The organism is Acidobacteriota bacterium (assembly GCA_030949985.1).
In the GTDB taxonomy this organism is placed as follows: Bacteria; Acidobacteriota; Polarisedimenticolia; order J045; family J045; genus JALTMS01.
Genome location: JAUZRX010000023.1, coordinates 24,949 through 45,338 on the forward strand (window position 1 = coordinate 24,949; position 20,390 = coordinate 45,338).

General features: G+C 70.3%; 17 protein-coding genes. 4 read left to right on the forward strand and 13 right to left on the reverse strand.

Translation table 11 applies throughout. The features are described 5' to 3' along the window. Positions 1-31 precede the first annotated feature (31 nt). The 7 genes from Q9Q40_05900 to Q9Q40_05930 all read right to left on the reverse strand — a co-directional run bounded on the left by Q9Q40_05900 (position 32) and on the right by Q9Q40_05930 (position 8,771). Positions 32-2,437 carry a hypothetical protein gene (locus Q9Q40_05900; protein MDQ7006745.1) on the reverse strand — a complete coding sequence of 802 codons (2,406 nt, stop codon included), beginning with the start codon at positions 2,435-2,437 and terminating at the stop codon, positions 32-34. Then, complete coding sequence (locus Q9Q40_05905) at positions 2,434-3,276, reverse strand: 3'(2'),5'-bisphosphate nucleotidase CysQ (protein ID MDQ7006746.1); 843 nt, start codon at positions 3,274-3,276, stop codon at positions 2,434-2,436. Before Q9Q40_05905 ends, Q9Q40_05900 begins: the two co-directional genes overlap by 4 nt. Positions 3,277-3,335: 59 nt before the next feature. Beyond that, positions 3,336-4,475, reverse strand: a complete 1,140-nt coding sequence (locus tag Q9Q40_05910; GenBank protein MDQ7006747.1) for an HD domain-containing phosphohydrolase — start codon at positions 4,473-4,475, stop codon at positions 3,336-3,338. After that, the gene (locus Q9Q40_05915; GenBank protein MDQ7006748.1) at positions 4,472-5,338 is read right to left on the reverse strand and encodes a hypothetical protein; all 867 of its coding nucleotides are present in this window, start codon (positions 5,336-5,338) and stop codon (positions 4,472-4,474) included. Before Q9Q40_05915 ends, Q9Q40_05910 begins: the two co-directional genes overlap by 4 nt. Before the next feature lie 156 nt (positions 5,339-5,494). Next, positions 5,495-6,238 carry a DUF1573 domain-containing protein gene (locus tag Q9Q40_05920; protein ID MDQ7006749.1) on the reverse strand — a complete coding sequence of 248 codons (744 nt, stop codon included), beginning with the start codon at positions 6,236-6,238 and terminating at the stop codon, positions 5,495-5,497. A 142-nt stretch (positions 6,239-6,380) separates the two neighbouring features. Then, positions 6,381-7,538 carry a Vms1/Ankzf1 family peptidyl-tRNA hydrolase gene (locus Q9Q40_05925; protein ID MDQ7006750.1) on the reverse strand — a complete coding sequence of 386 codons (1,158 nt, stop codon included), beginning with the start codon at positions 7,536-7,538 and terminating at the stop codon, positions 6,381-6,383. 69 nt (positions 7,539-7,607) lie between these two features. Further along, the gene (locus Q9Q40_05930) at positions 7,608-8,771 is read right to left on the reverse strand and encodes an HRDC domain-containing protein (protein MDQ7006751.1); all 1,164 of its coding nucleotides are present in this window, start codon (positions 8,769-8,771) and stop codon (positions 7,608-7,610) included. A gap of 96 nt (positions 8,772-8,867) precedes the next feature. Between Q9Q40_05930 and Q9Q40_05935 the strand changes: the two genes are divergently transcribed. The 3 genes from Q9Q40_05935 (at position 8,868) to Q9Q40_05945 (ending at position 11,696) form a co-directional block, all read left to right on the forward strand. After that, complete coding sequence (locus Q9Q40_05935) at positions 8,868-9,635, forward strand: LOG family protein (protein ID MDQ7006752.1); 768 nt, start codon at positions 8,868-8,870, stop codon at positions 9,633-9,635. 249 nt (positions 9,636-9,884) lie between these two features. After that, positions 9,885-10,514 carry an outer membrane beta-barrel protein gene (locus Q9Q40_05940; protein MDQ7006753.1) on the forward strand — a complete coding sequence of 210 codons (630 nt, stop codon included), beginning with the start codon at positions 9,885-9,887 and terminating at the stop codon, positions 10,512-10,514. Between the two features lie 30 nt (positions 10,515-10,544). Beyond that, positions 10,545-11,696 (forward strand): homoserine O-acetyltransferase, encoded by a 1,152-nt coding sequence (locus Q9Q40_05945; protein MDQ7006754.1) that lies wholly within the window; start codon positions 10,545-10,547, stop codon positions 11,694-11,696. Positions 11,697-11,720: 24 nt separating this feature from the next. On the opposite strand, the gene Q9Q40_05950 is transcribed toward Q9Q40_05945, so the two are convergent. From Q9Q40_05950 to lpxC, 3 genes are read right to left on the reverse strand one after another with little or no spacing between them, the layout of a single operon-like run. Beyond that, positions 11,721-13,070 carry a sigma-54 dependent transcriptional regulator gene (locus Q9Q40_05950; protein ID MDQ7006755.1) on the reverse strand — a complete coding sequence of 450 codons (1,350 nt, stop codon included), beginning with the start codon at positions 13,068-13,070 and terminating at the stop codon, positions 11,721-11,723. Further along, positions 13,060-15,234 carry an ATP-binding protein gene (locus tag Q9Q40_05955; GenBank protein ID MDQ7006756.1) on the reverse strand — a complete coding sequence of 725 codons (2,175 nt, stop codon included), beginning with the start codon at positions 15,232-15,234 and terminating at the stop codon, positions 13,060-13,062. The genes Q9Q40_05950 and Q9Q40_05955 overlap by 11 nt, the downstream gene beginning before the upstream one ends. A gap of 3 nt (positions 15,235-15,237) precedes the next feature. Next, positions 15,238-16,143, reverse strand: coding sequence for a UDP-3-O-acyl-N-acetylglucosamine deacetylase (gene lpxC / locus Q9Q40_05960; GenBank protein ID MDQ7006757.1), 906 nt, complete (start codon positions 16,141-16,143; stop codon positions 15,238-15,240). Between the two features lie 97 nt (positions 16,144-16,240). On the opposite strand from lpxC, the gene Q9Q40_05965 reads away from it, so the two are divergent. Continuing rightward, a complete protein-coding gene (locus Q9Q40_05965) occupies positions 16,241-17,302 on the forward strand; it encodes a hypothetical protein (protein ID MDQ7006758.1) in 1,062 nt (353 codons plus the stop codon). A 20-nt stretch (positions 17,303-17,322) separates the two neighbouring features. Here the strand turns inward: Q9Q40_05965 and Q9Q40_05970 are convergent, their stop codons facing one another. The 3 genes from Q9Q40_05970 to Q9Q40_05980 all read right to left on the reverse strand — a co-directional run bounded on the left by Q9Q40_05970 (position 17,323) and on the right by Q9Q40_05980 (position 20,389). Next, positions 17,323-18,279: a bifunctional methionine sulfoxide reductase B/A protein gene (locus tag Q9Q40_05970; protein ID MDQ7006759.1), complete on the reverse strand. Its 957-nt coding sequence runs from the start codon at positions 18,277-18,279 to the stop codon at positions 17,323-17,325. A gap of 230 nt (positions 18,280-18,509) precedes the next feature. Then, positions 18,510-19,298 carry a diaminopimelate epimerase gene (gene dapF / locus Q9Q40_05975; GenBank protein ID MDQ7006760.1) on the reverse strand — a complete coding sequence of 263 codons (789 nt, stop codon included), beginning with the start codon at positions 19,296-19,298 and terminating at the stop codon, positions 18,510-18,512. Then, positions 19,295-20,389: a fibronectin type III domain-containing protein gene (locus Q9Q40_05980; GenBank protein MDQ7006761.1), complete on the reverse strand. Its 1,095-nt coding sequence runs from the start codon at positions 20,387-20,389 to the stop codon at positions 19,295-19,297. The genes dapF and Q9Q40_05980 overlap by 4 nt, the downstream gene beginning before the upstream one ends. Between the last annotated feature and the right edge of the window lies 1 nt (position 20,390).

Here is a 20,390-nt window from a genome sequence, read left to right on the forward strand (position 1 = left end):
GTCGGAAAACCCCGGCAACCCCGGCGGGCGGCTAGCGCCGGGGTTGCCGGCGCCGGAAACGCACGGCCCGGGCCAGCCGGCAGGCGGCCTTCCACTCGGGGTCGGCGGCCTCGGCGCCCCGGATCAGTTCCAGCAGGTAGGCGGCACGCTCCGAGGGCTGTCGGGCCAGCAGCAGGGTCAGGCAGCGCTGGGGCGATGCTTCCCGGCCGGATCGCGCCGGGTAGTCTGCCAGCAACGTCTCGCCACCACGGACCTTGCGTCCCGCCCTCCAGCCATCGGGAGGGGGCCCTCCCGCCTGGTTCTCGGCGCGCACCCTGAGCAGCTCGGGGGCACCGCCCTTGGCCGGCCAGCGGTGGATGCGCATCAGCGTGCCGTCTTCCTCGTGCCGCAGGGTCAAGGGAAAGCCGTCGGCGCTGCGCCGGTTGAGGCTGACCCGGAATCCCCGGGGGACGGGCAGTTGAATCTCCGCCGCGTAGAGCAGCCCGGCCCGAGGGTCCGCGCGGCGTTCCGGATCGCGGAAGCGGTCGAAGCGCACCTCGTAACGGCTGGCCAGGTCGACGAGCGGAGGGGGTTCGTCCCCTCGATCGGTGTGTACGGTCAGGGGCATGTAGAGCAGGGACAGGGATTCGGCGCCCTCCCCGACCGGAAGGAATCCCTCCACCACCTGGCCGGCCAGGCTGCGCCGGAAGAGGATCCAGGTGCCCTCGAAGGCGCGGCCGGTGGCCCTGCGCACGCTCCCGCTTCCCGGTAGCCGCAGGCGGGTCAGGGCCCGGTCGAGAGAGACCGCCGGGCCCAGCCGCGCTTCCGGGTCCAGTTCCGGCGGACCGGGACCCTCCCCGGCCGCCGGGGATGCCGCCGTGACCCGGACCCATCCGTACCAGTTCTCGTCGCCGATCCGCACCTTCCGGCCCTGCTGGTCGACGAAGGTGCCGCGCAACCACAACCGGGCCCCGGAGGGGGGCGTGAAGTCCAGCGGCATCGAACCCAGTTCCGCGGCCACCACACCGGGGGGGACTTCGACCCGCATCGCCCCCCCGAGACGGTAGGTGCGCCAGGGCCTCTCCCGCTCGTCGTGGGGCTGCGGCCCGTTCCACGCAAGCGGCTGGGGAAGATCCAGCGTCGTGCCTGCGGGCACGTTGCGGGGCGGGCCGGGGGCGGGCCGAAAACTCCCCATCACGGTGCGGAGTTCTTCCCGCGCCGATTCGCGGCACGCCGCACCGCACCCGGCGTCCGAAGGCAGAGCCACCAGCAGCAGACCGGTGGGCCATCCGGGCCGAAGGAAAAGTCTCGTCTCGAGCAGGCCGGTTCCCTCGGCGGCGAAGTCGACCCGTCCGCGGGCCTCGAGGCAGGTGCCGTCCCGCGCCCCGCCCGGGCAGGGACGGAAGGGGCCCTCGAGTCGAATCGGGGGATCGCGGAAGGCGTCTTCCACCGCGGCCCGCGCCTGGTCCGGGTTCGGCACCGGCAGAAGATGAACACTCAGCTGCGTGTCGCCGGGAAAACGCCGGGCGACCAGCAGAGGCGCACGGGGACCGCGGGGAAGCGGCACCACCTGCCAACCGGCGGGTAGATCCAGCGCGCCCCATGGATGGCGCACCGCCAGCGGTTGGCCGACTCCCAGCAGTTCCTGCAGTTCCGCCAGCGCCGCGGTGGAGGCCACGCCCCGCGCCAGCAGGACCTCGGCGAGTTGGGCCAGTCCCCGGCGCCGGGTCGGTTCGGTCCAGCCGACGATCAGCGCCGCCCGTTCGGCCAGGGACCCGGCTCGCGGCAGGATCCCGCCCAGTGCCTCCCGCAAGCGGGCGGCCAGGGCTTCTTCCCGGGGGGTCGGTGGCGCCTCCCCCCGCCCCAGCGCGGCGAGGGCCGCCCGGTACAGCCCGGCCCGCTCCAGGTCGCGGGCCAGTCGCCGGCGGCCGTCGACGTCCGCCCGGCCCTCGGCCAGCGCCAGTTCTTCGAAGAAGGCCGCCAGGAGCCAGGCTTGGCGATTCCGCCAGTAGGCCGCTGCGCGCTCCCACTCCGGCGCCTGGCCGGGAGTGCCGATCCAGCTCCAGGCGGCGATGGAAGCTTCCGGTTCGACGGGACAGTCCAGGTCCAGCGCCGAACGGTAGGTGCGTGCGGCCGGCTCGAGGGTGGGGTCCAGGCGCCGGGCGACGGCAGCCGCCCCGCGGGCCGCAGTGGGCCGGCAGCGCTGCACCTCCGCCGCGGCCAGGTTGGCCCAGGCTCCGGCCAGCAGGGGGTCGAGGCCGACGGCCCGGGTCAGCAGGGCGGCGGCCCGCTCGACCTGGCCGCCGTGAAGGATCTCGGTGCCCTCGAGCGCCAGCCGGCGGGCACGCAAGCGCCCGGGGTGGGGCGCTTGCAGCACGGACTCCTCCCCGGTCGCCCCTCCGACGGCCCCCGCGGCCAGGCAGAGCACGGTGAGCCAGGTCCTCAGGCGGGGCGTCACGGTGCTCCTTGCCGGTGCTCCGGCACGCCGGGCTCGAAAGAGGATGTCGCGGCCTCGAGGATCGTCGACGCGAGTCCGGGCCGCGCGGCGAGAAGGCCCTGGCGATTGCGAACGTCTGCCAGGTTGTAGCGAAAGGGGCGACCGTCGGCCTGCAGAAAGACGCCGCCGGCCTCGCGGACGATGATCTCCGGGGCGCAGGCGTCCCAGTGGGACGAGCGCCGTCCCAGCGAGAAGTAGGCGTCGGCCCGGCCCAGGGCCACCAGGCAGGCCTTGCGCCCCACCGATCCCGAACGCAGCACGCGGGATGGCTGCAGCCGGTCCAGCACCTGCCGGGTCCGGGGCCCGGCGTGGGAACGGGAGACGGTCACCCGGGGAGCCCCCAGGGCGGGCGACCAGGGCTCGAGTTCGAGGAAGCGACGGTGGCCCGATGCCTCCACGACGAACGCGCCGGCCCCTTCGAGGGCGGCGAGGGTGAGCTGCTCTTCCGGCAGGTGGACCACTCCCAGCACGCTGCGTCCTTCGAGGGCCAGCCCGATCATCACCGCGAATTCGCCGATGCGATCGACGAACTGGTGAGTGCCGTCGAGGGGGTCGATGAGCCACAGCCGGCTTCGCCCCATGCGGGCCGGATCGTCGGGGCGCTCCTCGCTGAGTTGAGCGTCGTCGGGAAAGGCCGACCCGAGAATCTGGCGGATGACCTCGTCGGCACGCAGGTCGGCGGTGGTCACGGGGCCCTCCGCCCCTTTCTGACGCACGTCGAAACCCTCGCGATAGATCCTCGAGACCTCGCGTCCGGCTGCCATGGCCGCCTCGAGAGCGACTTCCAGTTCACGCTTCACGGGTGGATTCTAACCCGCTGCCGCCCGGGATTCCCCCCGGTGAGCTGTCGGCGGCGGGTTCAGGAAACAGTGACGGGCGCGTCCAGCCCGACCACCCGACTGCCCTGGGGCAGCGTTTGCTCGAGCAGCAGGTCCACCGCCTCCGCATCCAGGCGCAGGTCGCGCAGCCGGGACATCAACCGCCGAGCCTCCGGTTCTTCCACGGCGGGGCGGAAGGTGCGGGGCGTCCGGAGGGCCGCGTAGACGTCGGCCGCCTGGATCAGCAGGGCTGCGGGACCCGGATCCAGGGCGGAACCGACCTGCGGGTAACCGCGGCCTCCCGGCCGGCGGTGATGGTCGAAGGCCACCACCGCCGCCAGCAACGGCGCGTCCGGAGTCGTCAACAGGAGGCGCGCGCCATGGATCGGGTGCTTGCGGATCAGGCGGAACTCGGCGGCGGAGAGCTTGCGCTCGCTGCCCCACACCGAGAAGGGAATCTCCAGCATGCCCACATCGCACCACAGCGCGGCGTTGAGCATGCCGGAGAGGTCTTCCCCCCGCCATCCCCGCTGGCGCCCGGCGAGGTAGGCCAGGCGCGCCATGTTCAGGGCATGGCAGGCGAGGGCCTCGAGGGGATCCCGCGCGCTGTAGAGCAGCGCCGGCTCCACCAGGCCATCGCCCCGCTGCCTGACGACGGCCATGGCGATGGCTTCGATCTCTTCCCCGGGGTATGCCCGTTTCTCCCGCAGCACGTTCCAGGTCGAAAGCAGCCGACCGGGCAAGGCGGGGTCGAGGGGGCTTTCCTCGGTCCTGGCTTCCCGGCGGGGGGGCGGCTCCGGTGCCTCCGCCTGAGGGTCTCGCCCGGGACTCAGCGGTCTCCCCTCGATCAGCGCCTCGACCAGGGTTCGCGCGTCGGTGCCGAGATGTTCCCGTCGCAAGAGGGCCGTCCGGTTTCCGCTTTCGATGCCACGCTCGATCCACTCGCGGGCGCCGGGGTGCTGGATCTTGATCCGGCCGGCCGCTCCGACGTGCAGGGTGGCGTCGGCCAAGGAGAGTTCCACGTCGTCATCGATGACGGCGGCCAGGGCGCGGGCACTTTCCTCGAGAGCGCGCAGCTGGGTCCGGGTTGCGGGATGCCGGCCCGGGTAGAGGCGGGCGCTGTGGTAGGCGCGGGAGAGAGCTCCGAGGAAAGCCTCGGCAGCGTGATGGACGCCGCTCAACTTTCCTTCTCCTCCGGCTCCGACGGAGTCGGTCGCTCCTGATCGATGGTCGATTGCAGCGCTTCGAGTTGACCGCGCAGGCGACCTTCGACCGGGCAGGGCCCCTTCTCGCTCAGCGCCAGGGCGACCAGTCGCTCGTTGGTCGGCCGGATGTTGATCAGCGCCGCACGAGCCACGTTGGCCATCTGTGGATCGGGATGGACCAGTGCCCATTCGAGCAACTGGGACCAGCAGGCGTCCTTGGGCGAGGCGTTGATCAGGAAGGCCAGAACGCGAGTGCGCACCCGGCTGTCGGGATGCTCGAGCAGCGCGTAGCCCAGGCCGCGGGCATTTTCCACCGGCAGGCGACCGAGCAGCGGGAGCAAGGCGGAGACATCTTCGAAAGGCCATTCCTGCGCGCGGGCGATGACCTGCTGCCAGCAACCGTCGCCCAGGCGCACGGTCAGGGCCGCCAACTCCTCGGCGACGGCGTCTCCCCGGCGGCCCCGGATCGCCCGGGCGATGGCCAGGATCGAATCCGCGCCACCCGCTGCCAGCAGGGCCTCGAGTTCGGGGGTCAGGGAACCGAGAGCCCGGGCCGACTCCACCAGCGCTGCGATCGAGTCCTGCTGTTCGAGGCGTGCGATCAAATCCAGCGCCGACCGGCGCAGCTCTTCCGGTGTTTCGTCGGCCAGGGCCAGCCGCCGGGCGACCAGGATCACGTCGCGCAGAGAATCCCACGGCCCGGTGCGCACCACCTGCGGCAGGAGCCCCCTCGCCCGCCGGAGCAGGGCCAGACGGTCGTCATCCTGCAGGGGCTCGCCCACCAGCAGCGCAGCGATGGCGGATGTCGCGGCACCGGCGGCCGCGGTCTCCAGGGACATGGGCCCTCCTCACCAGGCAAAAATTGGTTGCCCGGCTCTCCGGCGCAACCCTCCGCCCCGGATCGCAGGCCATCGTCCCGGCCGCCCCCCCGTCCGGCCTGGGCCGACGACGGCAGGCCCGATGTCGCCGGCGGAACGTGCTTGCCGGGCGGGGCGCTAGGGCGATTTGACGGCGGCGCTGACGCGGATCTGCGCTTCCGGGTACTCGGGATCGGTCGTGCGCACGATGATTTCCGCCCGGTGAATACCTTCCGGCGTCTCGGGTCCCAGCGTCACCGTGATCCAGACGTCTCCTTCCCGGGGGAGCAGCACGTTGGCCAGACGCCCCGTACCGTCGTCGGACTCGGCGGCCACCTCGGCCGGCTCGAAACGCACGCTGATGTTGGGATTGTTCGACTCCACGCCGGTGATCTTCATGCCCTTGCGGTGAGGCCGTGCCAGGACTTTCTCCTCCTTGCTCTGGCCCTTGACCGATCGCAGGTAGACCATCGGGCGGGGCAGGAACTCGAGGGGCGTGAAGAGTTGCATCTTGACTTGCAGGATCACCCGTTCGGATCCCGGGGCGTTGGTCAGCACCGTGGTCGTCTTGGAGTTCTTGCCGCTGTGAAGGGTCTTGGTGTCGATGCGCAGTTTCACCGCTGCGGTCTCTCCCGGCGCGACGACCTTCGGATATTCGGGGACCGTGCAGCCGCACTGGGGCAGCACGTCCTTGATCTTCACCGGCTCGTCACCGACGTTGGTGAACAGGAAGTCGTGCTCGAGTACAGCGCCGAGTTCGACCTCGCCCGCGTTCCAGGCCTTTTCCTCGATCACCAGGCGTCCGGCGGCCAGGGCCGGAGCGGAAGCCATCGCCAGCACCACCAGTAAGACTGCAAGTGCGCCCGAAACAACCCGATGCATCACGTCGACCTCCGTGCAGGAACAGATCCGGGAAAGCCCCGCATCCCGCCACCGCGGGGCCTCGTGGCCCGCGGGAGCGGCGCCGCCGGGCGGCGGCGCCCTCCGAATATAACTTCGCCCCGTACGGAGGGCACGTTCGTGCTCAAACCCGGAAGCGCAGGTGGGCGATCATGCCCCCGGCCTGCTTGAGCAAACGCCCGCCGTCTATCACGGCCACGTAGCCGCCTTCGGCCAGCACCTTCTCGGCCAGCCTGGCCGTCAGGTCGCAGCGAACCAGCTTCGATGAGCAGGCGGGGCAGGATCCCGGCGACCGGCCCGGGTCCAGCAGCCCGCAATCCCGGCAACGCCAGCCGAGCCGTTCCAGCCTGTCCTGTATCAGCAGCTCCTCGATCGCCCCTGCGTTGGCGGCCCGGCAACAGGCTTCGACCCCGATGTCGGTGCCCGATTTTGTGGCCTCCGCGAAAATGCGAATCCGCCGGACCTCGTTGTCTTTGGCGGCCAGCCTCTCGAGCAGCCACAGCATCACCTGCGAAATCGCGGACAGATCCACACCCGGTTTCAGGTGGATGTCCACCGGATTCCGTTCGAGGATTCGCCGGGGCAGCACGGCGCGCAGCAGTGCCAGGGGTTCGGGCGGGGCGGAAATGATGAGCCGAGCCGCGGGTCGCTGGTCGGCCAGCTGGACGAAGGTCTCGGCCACCTCCCTGAGATGACGCTCACGCTGCCAGTCGATGCGCCGCTGGTAGCGCGTCTGCGACCATCCTCCCTGGGCATGGCGACCGGGGATTTCCGGGTGGCTGATGGTGAATTCTCCCTCGAGAGTGCCGAAATCGAACTCCAGGATCCGTGCCGAGCGCGAATCGGCCTGGCAGAGCAAGGCCTCGCGGAAGATGCCGGTCATGCGGACGAGCTGCAGGAGATGCGGGACTTGCCGGATGATCAACCGGTTGGCGAACGGTCGAGGCGCCTCGATCCGGGTCCACAGTCCACGACCGGAGGAGGAAAACAGGACCAGTCCCTGCCCCTCAGCCGTCCGTCCCGGTGCCAGTCGCGCATCCAGCGCGTCCCGGATCTTCGCTGCATCCTCGGCCAGGGAATTCGCATGGGCCGGGTAGCGCCGCTGCGCGTCCTGGATGTCTTTCAGCCGATGGCGGACGAAGATCTGCGTCACTTTCCGGCGAGTCGGGTCGTCCTTGCGCGCATCGAGGTAGAGCGAGACGACCGGCGGACCGGTGTCGGGGCAGCCGGCCAGACCCCGGAGGGTTTCCCGCAACGCCGTAGTCGGCATCGGACCCAGCATGTGACCTCCCCGCCGGAAATCCAGTGCCCGCCGAGGCGCGCACCACCCGGCGGGCACAGGATATCAGAGTCAGGTTCCGGAAAGGTCGTCCCCCAGGGCCAGGATCGCTTTCCCGAGCACCCCCACCTGCCACTGCCGCATGCCGCGGGCGAGCAAATCCGCCGGGCTCCCGGCCGGCTCCCGTGCGACCTCCCGCAGGACGGCCGTGGGAAGGACCGTGCCCTCCTCGAGCCCCAGCTCTTCGGCCTTGCGTCGGCGCAGCGCCTTGAGCGCCTCGAGCCTGGGGGCGGGTATCTCGGGGCGCGGGGCGCGGGCGGGCCGGGGAAGGCGCGGGGGCGGAGGGGGCGGGTCGCGGATCAACTCGAGCAGGCGAGACCCCCAGCGGCGGCAGGCCTGGGGCGGCAGTCCGGCCCGGGACAGGGCTTCGAAGGACCGGGGGCGCTGCCGGGCCAGGTTCAGCAGGGTGCGGGGCTCGACCAGGAAATGGGCCGGACGGTCGATGGCCCGGGCCTGCTCCTCGCGCCAGGCGACCAGCGCCAGCAGGACACGCCGCGCCTGGCCGTCGAGCGCCCCCGCCCCCTTCAAGCGCGAGGCGAGCTGGTAGGGGTCGACGGGCTTCTCCGGCCCCATTCGCACCTTCTCCAGCAGCCGGCATTCCTCCTCGGCCCATGCCCAGCGTCCCATGGCCCGGAGTCGGCTGACCAGGGCTTCCCGCAGGGGAAGCAACAGCATCGCGTCGGAAGCGGCGTAGTCCATCGCCCGCCGGTCGAGGGGTCTTCGGGCCCAGTCCAGCCGTTGGCCGGCCTTGCTCAACCGCGCGTCCAGCAATGCGGCGGCCAGGGGCACCAGCCCCGTGCGGGCGAAGCCGGCCAGCCGGGCGCAGATCTGGGTGTCCACCAGCCCTCTCAGGCTCACATCGCAGTCCCGGGCCAACAAACGCACGTCGTTGTCCGCCCCGTGGAGAATCTTCTCCTGGCCGGGATCCTCGAGACGCTCGGCCAGCGGGCCCAGGCGCCCGCCCAGAGCGAGGGGGTCGACCAGCACGCATCGGGCCCCGCCGGCCTCCTCCCAGGCCACCTGGATCAGGCAGGTCCGGGGCCGATAGGCGTGAAATCCGTTGGCTTCCGTATCCACCGCCAGGCGCCGGGCGGCCTTCCAGCGCGGCGCGAGGGCCTCGAGAGAGGCCGTCGTCTCGATCCACGCGACCGGTGGTGTGGCAGGCTTCTGGTTCACCCCTCGGCTCCCTTCTCGTTCCGGGCCCTCCGCGCCCCGGCTTGCTCCGACCGCGCGCATCAGGATACCTTCGGCCCATTCTTCCCGGAGACAGCGATGAGCCGCAACGACCACGAGGGACCGGTCAAGGCCTACCGGAACCTGGACTTTCTCAGCAGCGCCCCCGCACGCACCCTCAGGCTGCTCGCCGAATACCTCGAGCCCGAGGCCCGCTTCGAACGCTTCAACGTGGACGACACGATCGTCTTCTTCGGCTCGGCCCGGGCCCGGCAGCCCCCGGACGGCGCCCCCCCCCGGCCCCTCGACCGCTACTACGAGGCCGCCGAAGAACTGGCCTATCGCCTGACACTGTGGTCCAAGGGACTGCACAAGACCCGTCGGCGCTTCATCGTCTGCTCGGGGGGCGGTCCGGGAATCATGGAAGCAGCCAACAAGGGTGCGTCCCGCGCTCGCGGGCTGAGCGTCGGGCTGGGTATCAGCCTGCCCTTCGAGCAGGGCATCAACCCCTTTGTTTCGAGGGAGCTGGGCTTCGAATTCCACTATTTCTTCATGCGCAAGTTCTGGTTCGTCTACCTGGCTCGAGCCCTGGTGGTCTTCCCCGGCGGATTCGGCACCATGGATGAACTCTTCGAGCTTCTCACCCTGGTGCAGACCGGCAAGGCCAGCCGCCCCCGGCGGGTCGTCCTCTTCGGGCGGGAGTTCTGGGAGAAGGTGATCGACTGGGATCTGCTCACCCGGTGGGGGGTGATCGATGCGGAGGACCTCTCCCTGTTCCGTATCTGCGACAGCGTGGACGAGGCCGAGTCCTACCTGACCGGGGAACTCTCAGCCCTCTACGACCTGGAAGACGGCACGGAGCGCTAGCCACGGTGCAGCGGCGGGGTCGAGTCCCGCCGGGGCCCGCAAAAGCGGGTCTGCCGAGACGGCCCGAGGTGAGACACCCCGGCTCCTTCCGGGAAAGGAGGGCATCCCGACGGAGCCGGGCCGGGGGCGCCCCCCGGCCCGGCGGTTGCCGAGGGGACGCCTTTCGTGGAGAATGCCGCGTCTTCGACTCCCGGGGATCCGGGAACTGCCGCGGCCCGAGTCAAGGGTGCGGGCCAAGGAGTATGGGGCATGACTGGTAGATCCAAGGTCTGGCTGATGGTCATTCTGGCGGTGCTGGGAACCTGGGCGGCGGCAGGGGCCCAGGAAGGCACCGGGCTCGAGATCAACGCGGGCATCGGCTACGCGCTGAACTCCCGCCTCTTCGAAGTCGAGCAGGGCACGACCTACGGCCTGGAGGTGGGCTACCGCTTTTCACCGCGGTTCTCCCTCGGCCTGGTCTATGACAGCCTGAGCACGACCTCCGATGTCAACGACTTCTCCTGCGGTCCCGTCACCCCCGCGAAAGCCATCCCCGAAGGCTTCGTCCGCTGTCAGGGTGATGTCAAGATGACCCTCTACGGCATATCCGGCATTTTCGTGTTTTCCGGTGAACCGGATTTCCAGGTTCTGGGGGTCGTCTCCGCCGGCCAGGGCAAACTCGACTACACGCCGCCCGCGGACCCCATCTTCGAGATCGCCGACACTGACATCTCCCTCTGGTACGAGATCGGAGCGGGCGCCCGCTGGGCCCTTGGAGACCACTGGAGCCTGCGTTTCCTGTTTTCCCTCCGGCGTGTCAAGCCGAAGGATCCCAACGAGATTCTCTCCACCGCCCGGACCTACGTCTCCCCCACCCTGCGGTTCGGGTATCGGTTCTGAGGTCCGGCGCGGCAGGGCGGAGCGCTCGCCATGGGGCCTCCCGGTAGCAAGGTCTTCCGCTCCCCCGAGGGCCTGGATTTGCGGTTGGGCGGGCGGCTTGCGGCCTTCGAACTGGTCTACGAGACCTGGGGGCGGCTGACCCCCTCCGCCGACAATGCCTTGCTGCTTTGCTGCGGCCTGTCGGCATCGTCCCACGCGGCTTCCACCCCGTCCCACCCCGAGCCGGGATGGTGGGAGCCGATGATCGGCCCCGGCAAGGCCATCGACACCGACCGCTACTTCGTCATTTGCAGCAATGTGCTCGGCGGTTGCTTCGGCAGCACCGGCCCCTCGTCGCCGCATCCTGCCACGGGTCGCCCCTGGGCCACCGACTTTCCCCTGATCACCATCTGGGACATGGTCGAGGCCCAAGCGCGGCTGCTCACCGCCCTGGGCATCGACAGGTTGCAGGCGGTCATCGGAGCCTCCATGGGCGGCATGCAGGCGATGGCCCTGGCGGCGGCCTTCCCGGCCAAGGTCCGCCGGATGATCGCCATCTCGGCCCCGGGCCGCTCCTATCCCCTTTCCATCTCCCTGCGCTTCACCCAGCGCCAGGCCGTCATCAGGGATCCGGCGTGGCGGGGAGGGCGCTACTACCCGGGGCCCGGTCCCCGCTCGGGTCTGCACCTGGCCCGGCAGATCGGCACGATCACCTACCGCTCGGGCCCGGAATGGGATCGGCGCTTTGCCCGCGAGCGCCGTCCGCGCCCAGCGGGAAGTGCGGACCCCTTCGCGGTGGATTACGAGGTGGAGTCCTACCTGGTCCACCAGGGCGACCGTTTCGTCGATCGCTTCGACGCCAATTCCTACCTGTATCTCTCCAAGGCGATGGACGATTTCGACCTGGGTGACGGCTGCCCTTCCTACGAGGAGGGCGTGGGCCGCATCGCCTGCCCCTGCCTGCTGATCGGTGTCACCACGGATCTGCTCTTTCCCGTCGGGCAGCAGGAGGAAGTCGCCCGCATCCTGCGGGAATGGGGACGCGAGTGCCGCTTCGTCCGCCTCGATTCGGTCTATGGTCACGACGCTTTCCTGATCGAGATCGATCGCTTCGGCCGGCTCATCTCGAGTTTCCTCGCCCCGGACGCCGGGCGGGGGGACGACGGCCCGATGGGAGGCCTCGAGGCCATCTCCGGGGGATGACACGGGGCCCCCGCTCCGCTGCGGTCAGCTTGGCGGCTCTTCCCCTCTTTGGGCCTGGATACCGAGCTGCTGCAGCCGGCCCTCGAGTTCCTCCCTGCTGATCCCCAGCCGGGCCGCCGTGCGCCCCAGGTCGCCATCGGCCTCGGCCAGGTGGCGTCGCAGCCAGTTGCGCTCGAAACGCCGCAGGGTGGCCTCGACCCCCTCCCCCTCCCCGGAAGCGCCGGTGACGCCTCGGGGGAGGTCCGCCGCGGTGAAGGACGGCCCTTCGGCGAGCAGCACGACCCGCTCGAGGGCGCGCTTGAGTTCGCGAACATTGCCCGGCCAGGAGTAGGCCAGCATCGCCTCGAGGGCCGAGGGCGACAGGCGAAGCTCCTCGCGGGCATATTCGCGGCAGATTTCCCGCAGAAAGCGTTCGGCCAGTTCGGGAATGTCCTCGCGACGTCGGCGCAGGGGTGGGATCTCGATCACGTGGGGGAAGCTGGCGAGAAAGGTTTCGCCCAGCCGCCCCTTGTCGAGCAGCGTGTTGGGATCTTCCAGCAGAGCCACGACCAGTCGGGCGCCCGAGCGGACCCGGCGTCGCTGGCCCGGCACCGGATAGCTGCCCTCCCGACAGCCCGCGCTCAGCGAGGCCTGCACCGAGGGAGGCAGATCGTCCGCGTTCTCGAGGTAGAGGGTCCCCTCGTCCGCCAGGGCGATGTGCCCGGGATCGTCGTAGTGGTGGGCCTGGCCGTAGAGGGTGGCGATCAGCCGCTCCCGGGAGAACGCCGAGGCCTGCACATCGAGAAAGGGGCCGTCCGGCCGCAGGCCGTGCAGGGACAACCAGCGGGCGGCCAGTCGGCGACCGCTGCCCTTTTCACCGTAGAGCAGGACGCATCCGGCGTCCGCCGCCGCCGCCAGTTCGAGACGCAGCGCCTCCACCGCCTCCGAGCGCCCGAGAAATTCGGCTTCCCGGCGCAACTCGGCCCGCAGGGCCCGGTTGCGGCGCTCGAGACGGACATGCCGCAGGGCGTGCGAAGCGACCAGCAGCACACGCTCGAGAGAAACCGGTTTCTCGACGAAGTCGTAGGCGCCGAGCTTGGTGGCCTTGACCGCGGTTTCGATGGTGCCATGGCCGGAAATCATGATCACCGGTGCGGTGGCGCCCCGTTCGCGCAGCATGCGCAAGGCCTCGAGACCGTCGATACCCGGCAGCCAGATGTCGAGGAAGATCACGTCCGGATGCTCGGCCAGCGCCCGCGATACGCCATCCTCGCCGCTGGCGGCGGTGATCACCTCGTATCCTTCGTCTTCCAGGATCTCCCCCAGGGCTTCCCTCACCGGGGCTTCGTCGTCGATGACGAGAATCCTGGCCTTCCGCCGCTGCTCAGCCGTCATGGTTGGTCTCCCGCTCCGTCGTCGGACCCGCCGGCAGTTCGATCACCATCCGCGTACCCCGGGGCTCCGCGCTTTCGGCGCGTATCGTACCCCCGTGTTCGCTGACGATCCGGTGGACGATGGCGAGCCCCAGCCCGGTGCCCCCCGGCCGCCGGGTAAAGGAGGGCAGGAAGAGCTTGTCCCGATCTTCTTCGGACAGGCCGACGCCGTCGTCCTCGACTTCCAGTGCCACCGCCTGGTGGGCCGGCACGCTGCGGGCCCGTACCACGACCGTGCCCTGTCGGCCCACCGCCGCGATGGCGTTCTCGATCAGGTTGATCAGGCAACGTCGCATGGCCTGTTCGTCGAGACGGTGAGGCGGCAGCTTCTCTTCCACCTCGACGAGAATCTTCACGCCGGGATGGGGGCCCTGGTAGAGTTCCACGCCCTCGCGCACCACCGCGCCGAGGTCCCCCGGCTGCATGCGCAGGCGCGGCAGGCGGGAAAAACGGGAGAACTCGTCGATCAGCGCCTTGAGGCTCTCCACCTCGCGCACGATGGTCGCCACCCCCTTCTCCACCACGGCGCCCGCACGGGCCGGATCTTTCCTGTAGTGCCGGAGCATCCTCTCCGCCGCCAGGCGGATCGGTGTCAGGGGATTCTTGATCTCGTGGGCCACGCGGCGCGCCACTTCCCCCCACGCGGCCAGCCGTTCCGCCCGGCGCAGATCGGTCAGGTCCTCGAGCACCACCAGCAAGCCTTCCCCGCCCTCCGCCAGAGGCAGGCGCTGGCCGCGGAGCTGGACACTGACCACCCCCTCCTCGACGGTGATGGCGACTTCCTCGGCCAGCAGTTCGCGCTCGCCGCGGACCAGGGGCTCGAGGCTCGCCGCGACGCCGGCCCGCCCCCGGTCGAGCACCTCGTGCAGCGGGCGCCCCACGACCAGCGACTCGACGCGCAGCACCTCCAGCGCCCGACGGTTGGCGGTGCGGATGGCCCCGGAGGCGTCCAGGCTCAACACACCCACGGGCACCGCTTCGAGCAGGGCCTCGATGTAGCGGCGACGGGCCTGCAGATCCCACCGGTGTCGCTGGATCTCCTCGGCCATGCGGTTGAACGAGGCTGCGAGTTGCGCGATTTCGTCGTCTCCCGCTTCATCGACCCGGTAGTCCAGGTCGCCTCCCGCCAGGGCCTCGGTACCCCGCGCCAGCTCCAGAATCGGATCGGTGATTTCTCGCGCCAGGTGGAGGCCGGTCCAGACACCGGCAAAAACCACCAGCAGGGCGAGAAGCGCGAAGAGAGCCACGTAGAGCCGTTGCATGGCCGGGCGGGTGCGGCGGAAATCCACCACCCTCTGCTCGGTGCGCTGGAGGCGTTCGAGCCGGACGGCCAGTCGATCCGGGACGTAGATCTGGGCCCAGACCAGCGCTCCCCGGCCTCGCGCCCCGTCGAGGGGCGCGAGGGCCACCGCTCGCCATCCGAAGGTGGCCAGGCTCCCCTCGGCGTGACTCATCCGGCCCTCGCGGCGCGCCCGCTCCATCAGCCCGGCAGGCAGGTGGCAGAGTTCGTCGGGACCGGCCGAACGTTCGGAAGAACCCAGGCGGGTCAGGCAAAGCGGCTCTCCTTCCGGCGGGACGTAGCCGACCGCCTGCAGATCGAAGCCGTAGAGGGCCGCTTCGAGCTTCGCCCGGATCGCCTCGGTCTCGGCGCCGGCAAGCCCCCGGGCCAGCTGGCCCGTGGCGTGGGCCGCCCGTCGGCGGGCCGAGCCGAAGACGGCTTCCGCCACGGTGCCCGCGTCCCGCAGGGTCTGTTCCAGTTCCGGAGTGGCCACCGCGCGGAGGGTGCGTGAGACGATGGAGACCGCCCCGGCGAAGAGGAAGAGCGAGGGGGCGAGAACCAGGGCCAGGAAGGCGAAGACCACCCGCGCGCGCAAGCGTGAGCCGAACGCGCCCTCCCGCCGCTGGGCCAGGGTGCGGGCGAGGTGCCCGATCAGGACCCAGAGCAGGGAAATGGTCAGCAGCACCAGAGTGGCGGCCAGCCCCACCAGGAGAGTCTTGTCCGTCGCCAGGCGGAGATCTCCCACCTTTCCCCGCTGAATGACGAAGTAGAGCACGCTGGCCAGCACCAGCAGCAGCGCGATGGCGACCAGCTTGAGCCTTTCGGTGCGCAGCCGGAATCCGCTCACGGTTCAACGGGACTCGTCACCGGGAGGCGCGGGACTGGAGGGCGGGGTCGCCATCGGGGCATCGGCCGCCATCGACCAGCAATGGCGATGGGTCAGGATGGCATCCACCAGGCGGCCATGGAGTCCGTGTCCGGCCCTCCAGGCCACGATGCGCCCTTCGAGGGAACAGCCGAGCAGAGCCAGGTCGCCCACCAGGTCCAGCACCTTGTGCCGGACGAATTCGTCGGGAAAGCGCAGCGCGCCGCCCTGGATGCCGTCCTCGTCGACGAGGATCGCGTTGTCCAGCGAACCGCCGCGGATCAGTCCCGCCTCTTGCAGCCGCTCGATGTCCCGTCGCAGGGCGAAGGTCCGGGCCGGAGCCAGCTTGGCCAGGAAGTCCGCCTGCTGATCGAGACGCACGGTCAGTTCCTGGTATCCCAGGTGCCGGTGTTCGAAATCGATGGCCGCCGTCAGCTGCAGGCCCCGCCCGGGGTGAATTTCGAGTCCCCGGTCTTCTTCCTCGATGCTCAACGAGCTGTGGATCACCAGGGTCGGCCGGGAAACGTCCTGCTCCTTCAGGCCCGCGCCCACGAGCGCCCAGGCGAAAGGCAGGGACGAGCCGTCGAGTATCGGCACCTCACCGCTGTCCATGTGCAGCCGCGCATTGTCGATCCCCAGGCAGAAGAGGGCCGCGAGCAGGTGCTCGGGGGTCTCCACCGTGGCCTCTCCCCGTCGCAGCCGCGAGGCGTTGACCATCGGCACCCGGTACTGCTGGAGAGCCGGAATCTCGAGGCCGCCCAGGTCGTCGCGGACGAAGACCAGGCCGGTGTCCGGGGGGGCGGGGGCGATCCGCAGTCGCGTGCTCACACCGCGGTGCAAGCCCACACCCGCCAGCTCCACCTCCCGCGCGACGGTTCGTTGCAAGCGCATGAGGTATTCTACCCTTCGCGGTGGGCAGACAGCCTTCCGCATTTGTGGGAACATAGAACCGGCCGATGGGGCCTTCGAGCTAGCGGGAGGAGCGTGCATGTCCGAGGTGACCACCGTATCCAGACCTATCCCCCCTGCCCGGATCGACGAAGTGGTGCAGGCGCTCAGCGCCATGCTGGGCGAGCAGGTCGAAAGTGCGGCCACCGAGTTGCGCAGCCGCCTGGCGTCCCTCGATGTGGAGTGCCAGGTGCCGGCTCCCCGTGAGCAGACCCCTCGAGAACTGCCTCGGTACGCGGCGAGCATCGCGGCCGCCACGGGGCAGGTCGACGCGCTGCGGGCGCTGCTCGCCGGCGCCGAGAGCCTCGGTGCCCGGGCCGCCGTCATCGTGGTCGACCCGGCTGCCGGCCGGGTCTGGAACAGCGTTGGTTTTCCCGAGGGGGAGGCCCTGGCCGGCCGGCAGGTCGACCTCCAGCAGAGTGCCATCGCCGCGGCCCTCGAAGGCGAGCGGGTGCTCTGCGGTGAGGACAGCGGCTTCCCGCCGCCGACGCTGGGCGAGCAGACCCCGGTCGAAGCTCTGCTCGTGCCGATCCGCGTTCAGGACAGGGTCGTCGGCCTGTTCCATGCCGAGCGCCCCGACCGGGATACCGACTGGGATCCCGCCGGCCTCGAGATGCTGGCCACCACCACGGGGCTGGTGGTCGAACGCCTGGCGCTGGCCAAGGCGCTGGCCCGCTCCACCGGTCAGGCGGTGGAAACCACGGGGCCCGTGCCGAGCGCCGTCTCCGCTCCGGCTGCCCCCGGTGCTTCCGCCCCCGTCGAACCGGCCCCGGCCGCCGCTCCCGAGGCGGAGGTCTCCGGCGGCGTGGTGGAGCCGACCGGCGACGGCGAATCCCCCGAAGTGGAAGACGCCCGCCGGTTCGCACGGCTGCTGATGGAAGAGATCTGCCTGTACAACGCCGACCGGGTCGAGGCCGGTCGCCAGTCCTGCGACCTGCTCGAGCGCCTCGGTGACGAGATCTCCCAGGCCCGCCAGATGTACGCCCAGCGCATCAGCCCGGACCTGGCCGACAAGGATGCCTATTTCCGGCAGGCGGTCGTGGACGTCCTGGGCGCGGGCGACCCCAAGACTCTCGGCGCGGAACAGGGGCAACCGGGCTGAGCCCAAACGGGGAGTTCGGCTCAGTCGCGCAGGTAGTGGCAGGTGTAGCCGCCGGGATGCTTCACCAGGTAGTCCTGGTGATAGGCCTCCGCGGGATAGAACGGCCCCGCGGGGACGATTTCGGTCACCACGGGAGCGGGCCATTTCCCCGAGGCCTCCACCTCGGCCCGTACTTTCTCGGCCGTTCGCCGTTGCGCTTCATCGTGGACGAAGATCGCCGAGCGGTACTGGCTGCCCCGATCGTTGCCCTGGCGGTTGGGGGTGGTCGGATCGTGGAGGCGGAAAAAATAACGCAGGATCTCCTCGTAGCGGATCCGTGAAGGGTCGAAGACCACCTGCACGGCCTCGGCGTGGCCTGTCGTGCCGCTCTTGACGTCCTCGTAGCGGGGATTTTCGAACTCTCCCCCGGTGTAGCCGACTTCCGTGGTGATCACGCCGTCGAGTTTTCGCAGCAGATCCTCGACGCCCCAGAAACATCCCCCGGCCAGGGTCGCCACCTCGTGAGGCGTTTCCGGGGCGGCGGCCGAAGACCCCGCCGCGAAGAGCGCCGCGAACTCGCCGTAACCCTCCGCTTCCAGCCGTCGGGCGGGAATGAAACGCAGGGCCGCCGAGTTGACGCAGTAACGCAGACCCGTCGGGGCGGGACCGTCGTCGAAGACATGTCCCAGGTGCGAGTCGGCCACCCGGGATCGGACCTCGGTCCGCACCGAGAAGAGGCGTCGATCCTCCTTCAGGGCGACGGCGTCCTTCGCGATGGGCCGGGTGAAGGAAGGCCAGCCGGTGCCGGAATCGAACTTGTCCAGGGAGCTGAAGAGTGGCTCCCCGGAAATCACGTCGACGTAGATGCCGGGCTCGTGATGGTCCCAGTAGGCGTTGTGGAAAGCTCTTTCCGTGGCCTCTTCCTGGGTCACCGCGTACTGTTCGGCGGTCAGCCTGGCCTTGATCTCCGCATCGCTCGGCTTGCTGTATTTCCCCATGTCTTTTCCCGTCTCGTCTCGCCCGGGTGTGCTGCCGGCCGGGCTGGTGGCCCCGGCGGGGACGCAGGCTCCCGTGGTGACGAAGAGCGCCGCCAGCAGGGCTGCACGCCGCCAGTTCATCGTCGGGCGTTTCCTCCTCAGAGCCATCGGAACTCCTTGCCGGCCGCATGCTCCCGGTGCCGGGGGTCCTTCTTCCGATGCTCGTCACGCCGCCGGGGTTTCACGGCCCTTCAGCCGATGCGTCCCCGGAACACCTCCCGCACTTCCCCCTCCAGGGCGACGCGTCCCTCCCCTCGATGCTGGACGGTCAAGGTCATCCCGGAGGGGGGCAGGATCGTCCAGCTCCCGGCCTCGCCCAGGGTTTCCCGGGCCCAGGTGGCCGCCGCCAGGGCGGCGCTCCCGCAGGCCAGGGTCTCGCCGCAGCCGCGTTCCCAGGTGCGTACGCCCAGGTGGCCGTCGCGGGTCACTTCAACCAGGGTCAGGTTGGCGTCGAGGGGCTGTCCGCCGGCCGTGACACGTTCGAAGAGCGTCGCCAGATCGGCCTGGGCCACCGCCGGAACACGCAGGACCACGTGGGGAACACCGGCCTGGATGTGCATTCCCTCGAGGATTCCCAGTCCGCCACCATCGATGCCGCGCACCGGAGGACCGGGTTCCACCCCCTCCAGGATCACCCGGACCCGCCGCCCCCGCTCGAGGATCTCCGCTTCGATGGTCAGGGTCTCGAACCGCAGATGGTCGTGCTCGGCCGCCAGGCCCCGGGACCAGGCGAAGTGCGCCGCGCAGCGTGCCCCGTTGCCGCAGAAGGCGGCGGGCGAGCCGTCGGCGTTGCGATAGAGCACCTCGATCCCCTCTTCACCTCGACCGATCACCAGCAGGCCGTCGGCTCCCACCGCCAGGCGGCGTGGACAGAGGCTGCGGGCCAGCGCGGAAGGATCCTCTCCCGCCAGCTGGTCCCTTCCAAGGATGATGAAGTCGTTGCCGGTGGCGCTGTACTTGGCGAATTCCCGCGTTTTCATGGGGTCTTGTCCGTGGGCCGTGGGGTCACGTACCGGGTCGGCCCGGCGGGAGGCGCGGAGTTGCCGGAATGGTCGAGGGCAATCACCCGGTACCGGTAACGACGGCCCGGCTCGACGCCGCGATCTTCGAAATCGGTATCCGGAACCGCCACCGTGCCCAGGGTCTCCCAGGCCTCGCTGCCCTCCGCTTGCCTTTCGACCCGTGCCCGCGCCTCGTCCTTCGATCCTCCCGGAAACCACAGCACCCGCACGCCGCCCCGCTCGGAGACGGCGTCCACGTCCCGCACGGCGGCGGGTGGAAAGGTGTCCCGGTAATCGAGAGCAGGCGGCCGGAAGAGAGGGGATTCCACCGCGATCTCTCCGCCGCGCGCCGCGGAGGCCAGGGCGTAGTGCAGCCGCTGGCCGTAGGAAGCTTCGTGGTCCACGAGGGTTCCCTCGCCGGCGTCGGCCTTCTTCCACGGTACGAAGCCTCCCGCCTCGGCTCCCACCGCCCGGTAGACGTGCACCGCCTCGACGCGCGGGTCCGGCGGGGGTTCCCAGTACAGCGCCACGCCGTCTTCGAGGGGTTCGACTCTCACCCCGCGCAGGACCGGCAGGGGCTCGCGGGCGGGAAACAGCACGCGCCGTCTCGAGGGCAGCGAGACCCCTCGCCGGTCCGCCACCCCCAGGGCCAGCACCACCGCCTCCCCCGGGCCCAGGCGGGACACCGGCACACGGCGCTCGAAGCGCAGGCGTTGATCTTCCGCCGGGAGATCCACGGCTTCGAGGTCGAAACGCCGGGCCAGGCGCAGGAACTCCCGGTCGCGGGACGGGGTGTCCCAGCCCATGGCCAGGCTCCGGTCGGGAGCGGAGAAGAAGAAAAGCACCGGCCTCAGGGGTGCCTTCAGACGTCGCCCGGTGAGACTCTCGCCCAGGATTTCCCCGGCAACCCAGAGCTGGTCTCCGCGCTGGACCCAGGCCACGTCCACGGGCATCCGGGGTATGCGCGGCAGGGGGGGGCGTGGCGGCCCGCGATGTCCGCAGCCGACGGCGATCAGTGCTACCGCCGCCGCGGCCAGGGCTCCTGCACCTCGCAGCAGGTTCCTCATCATG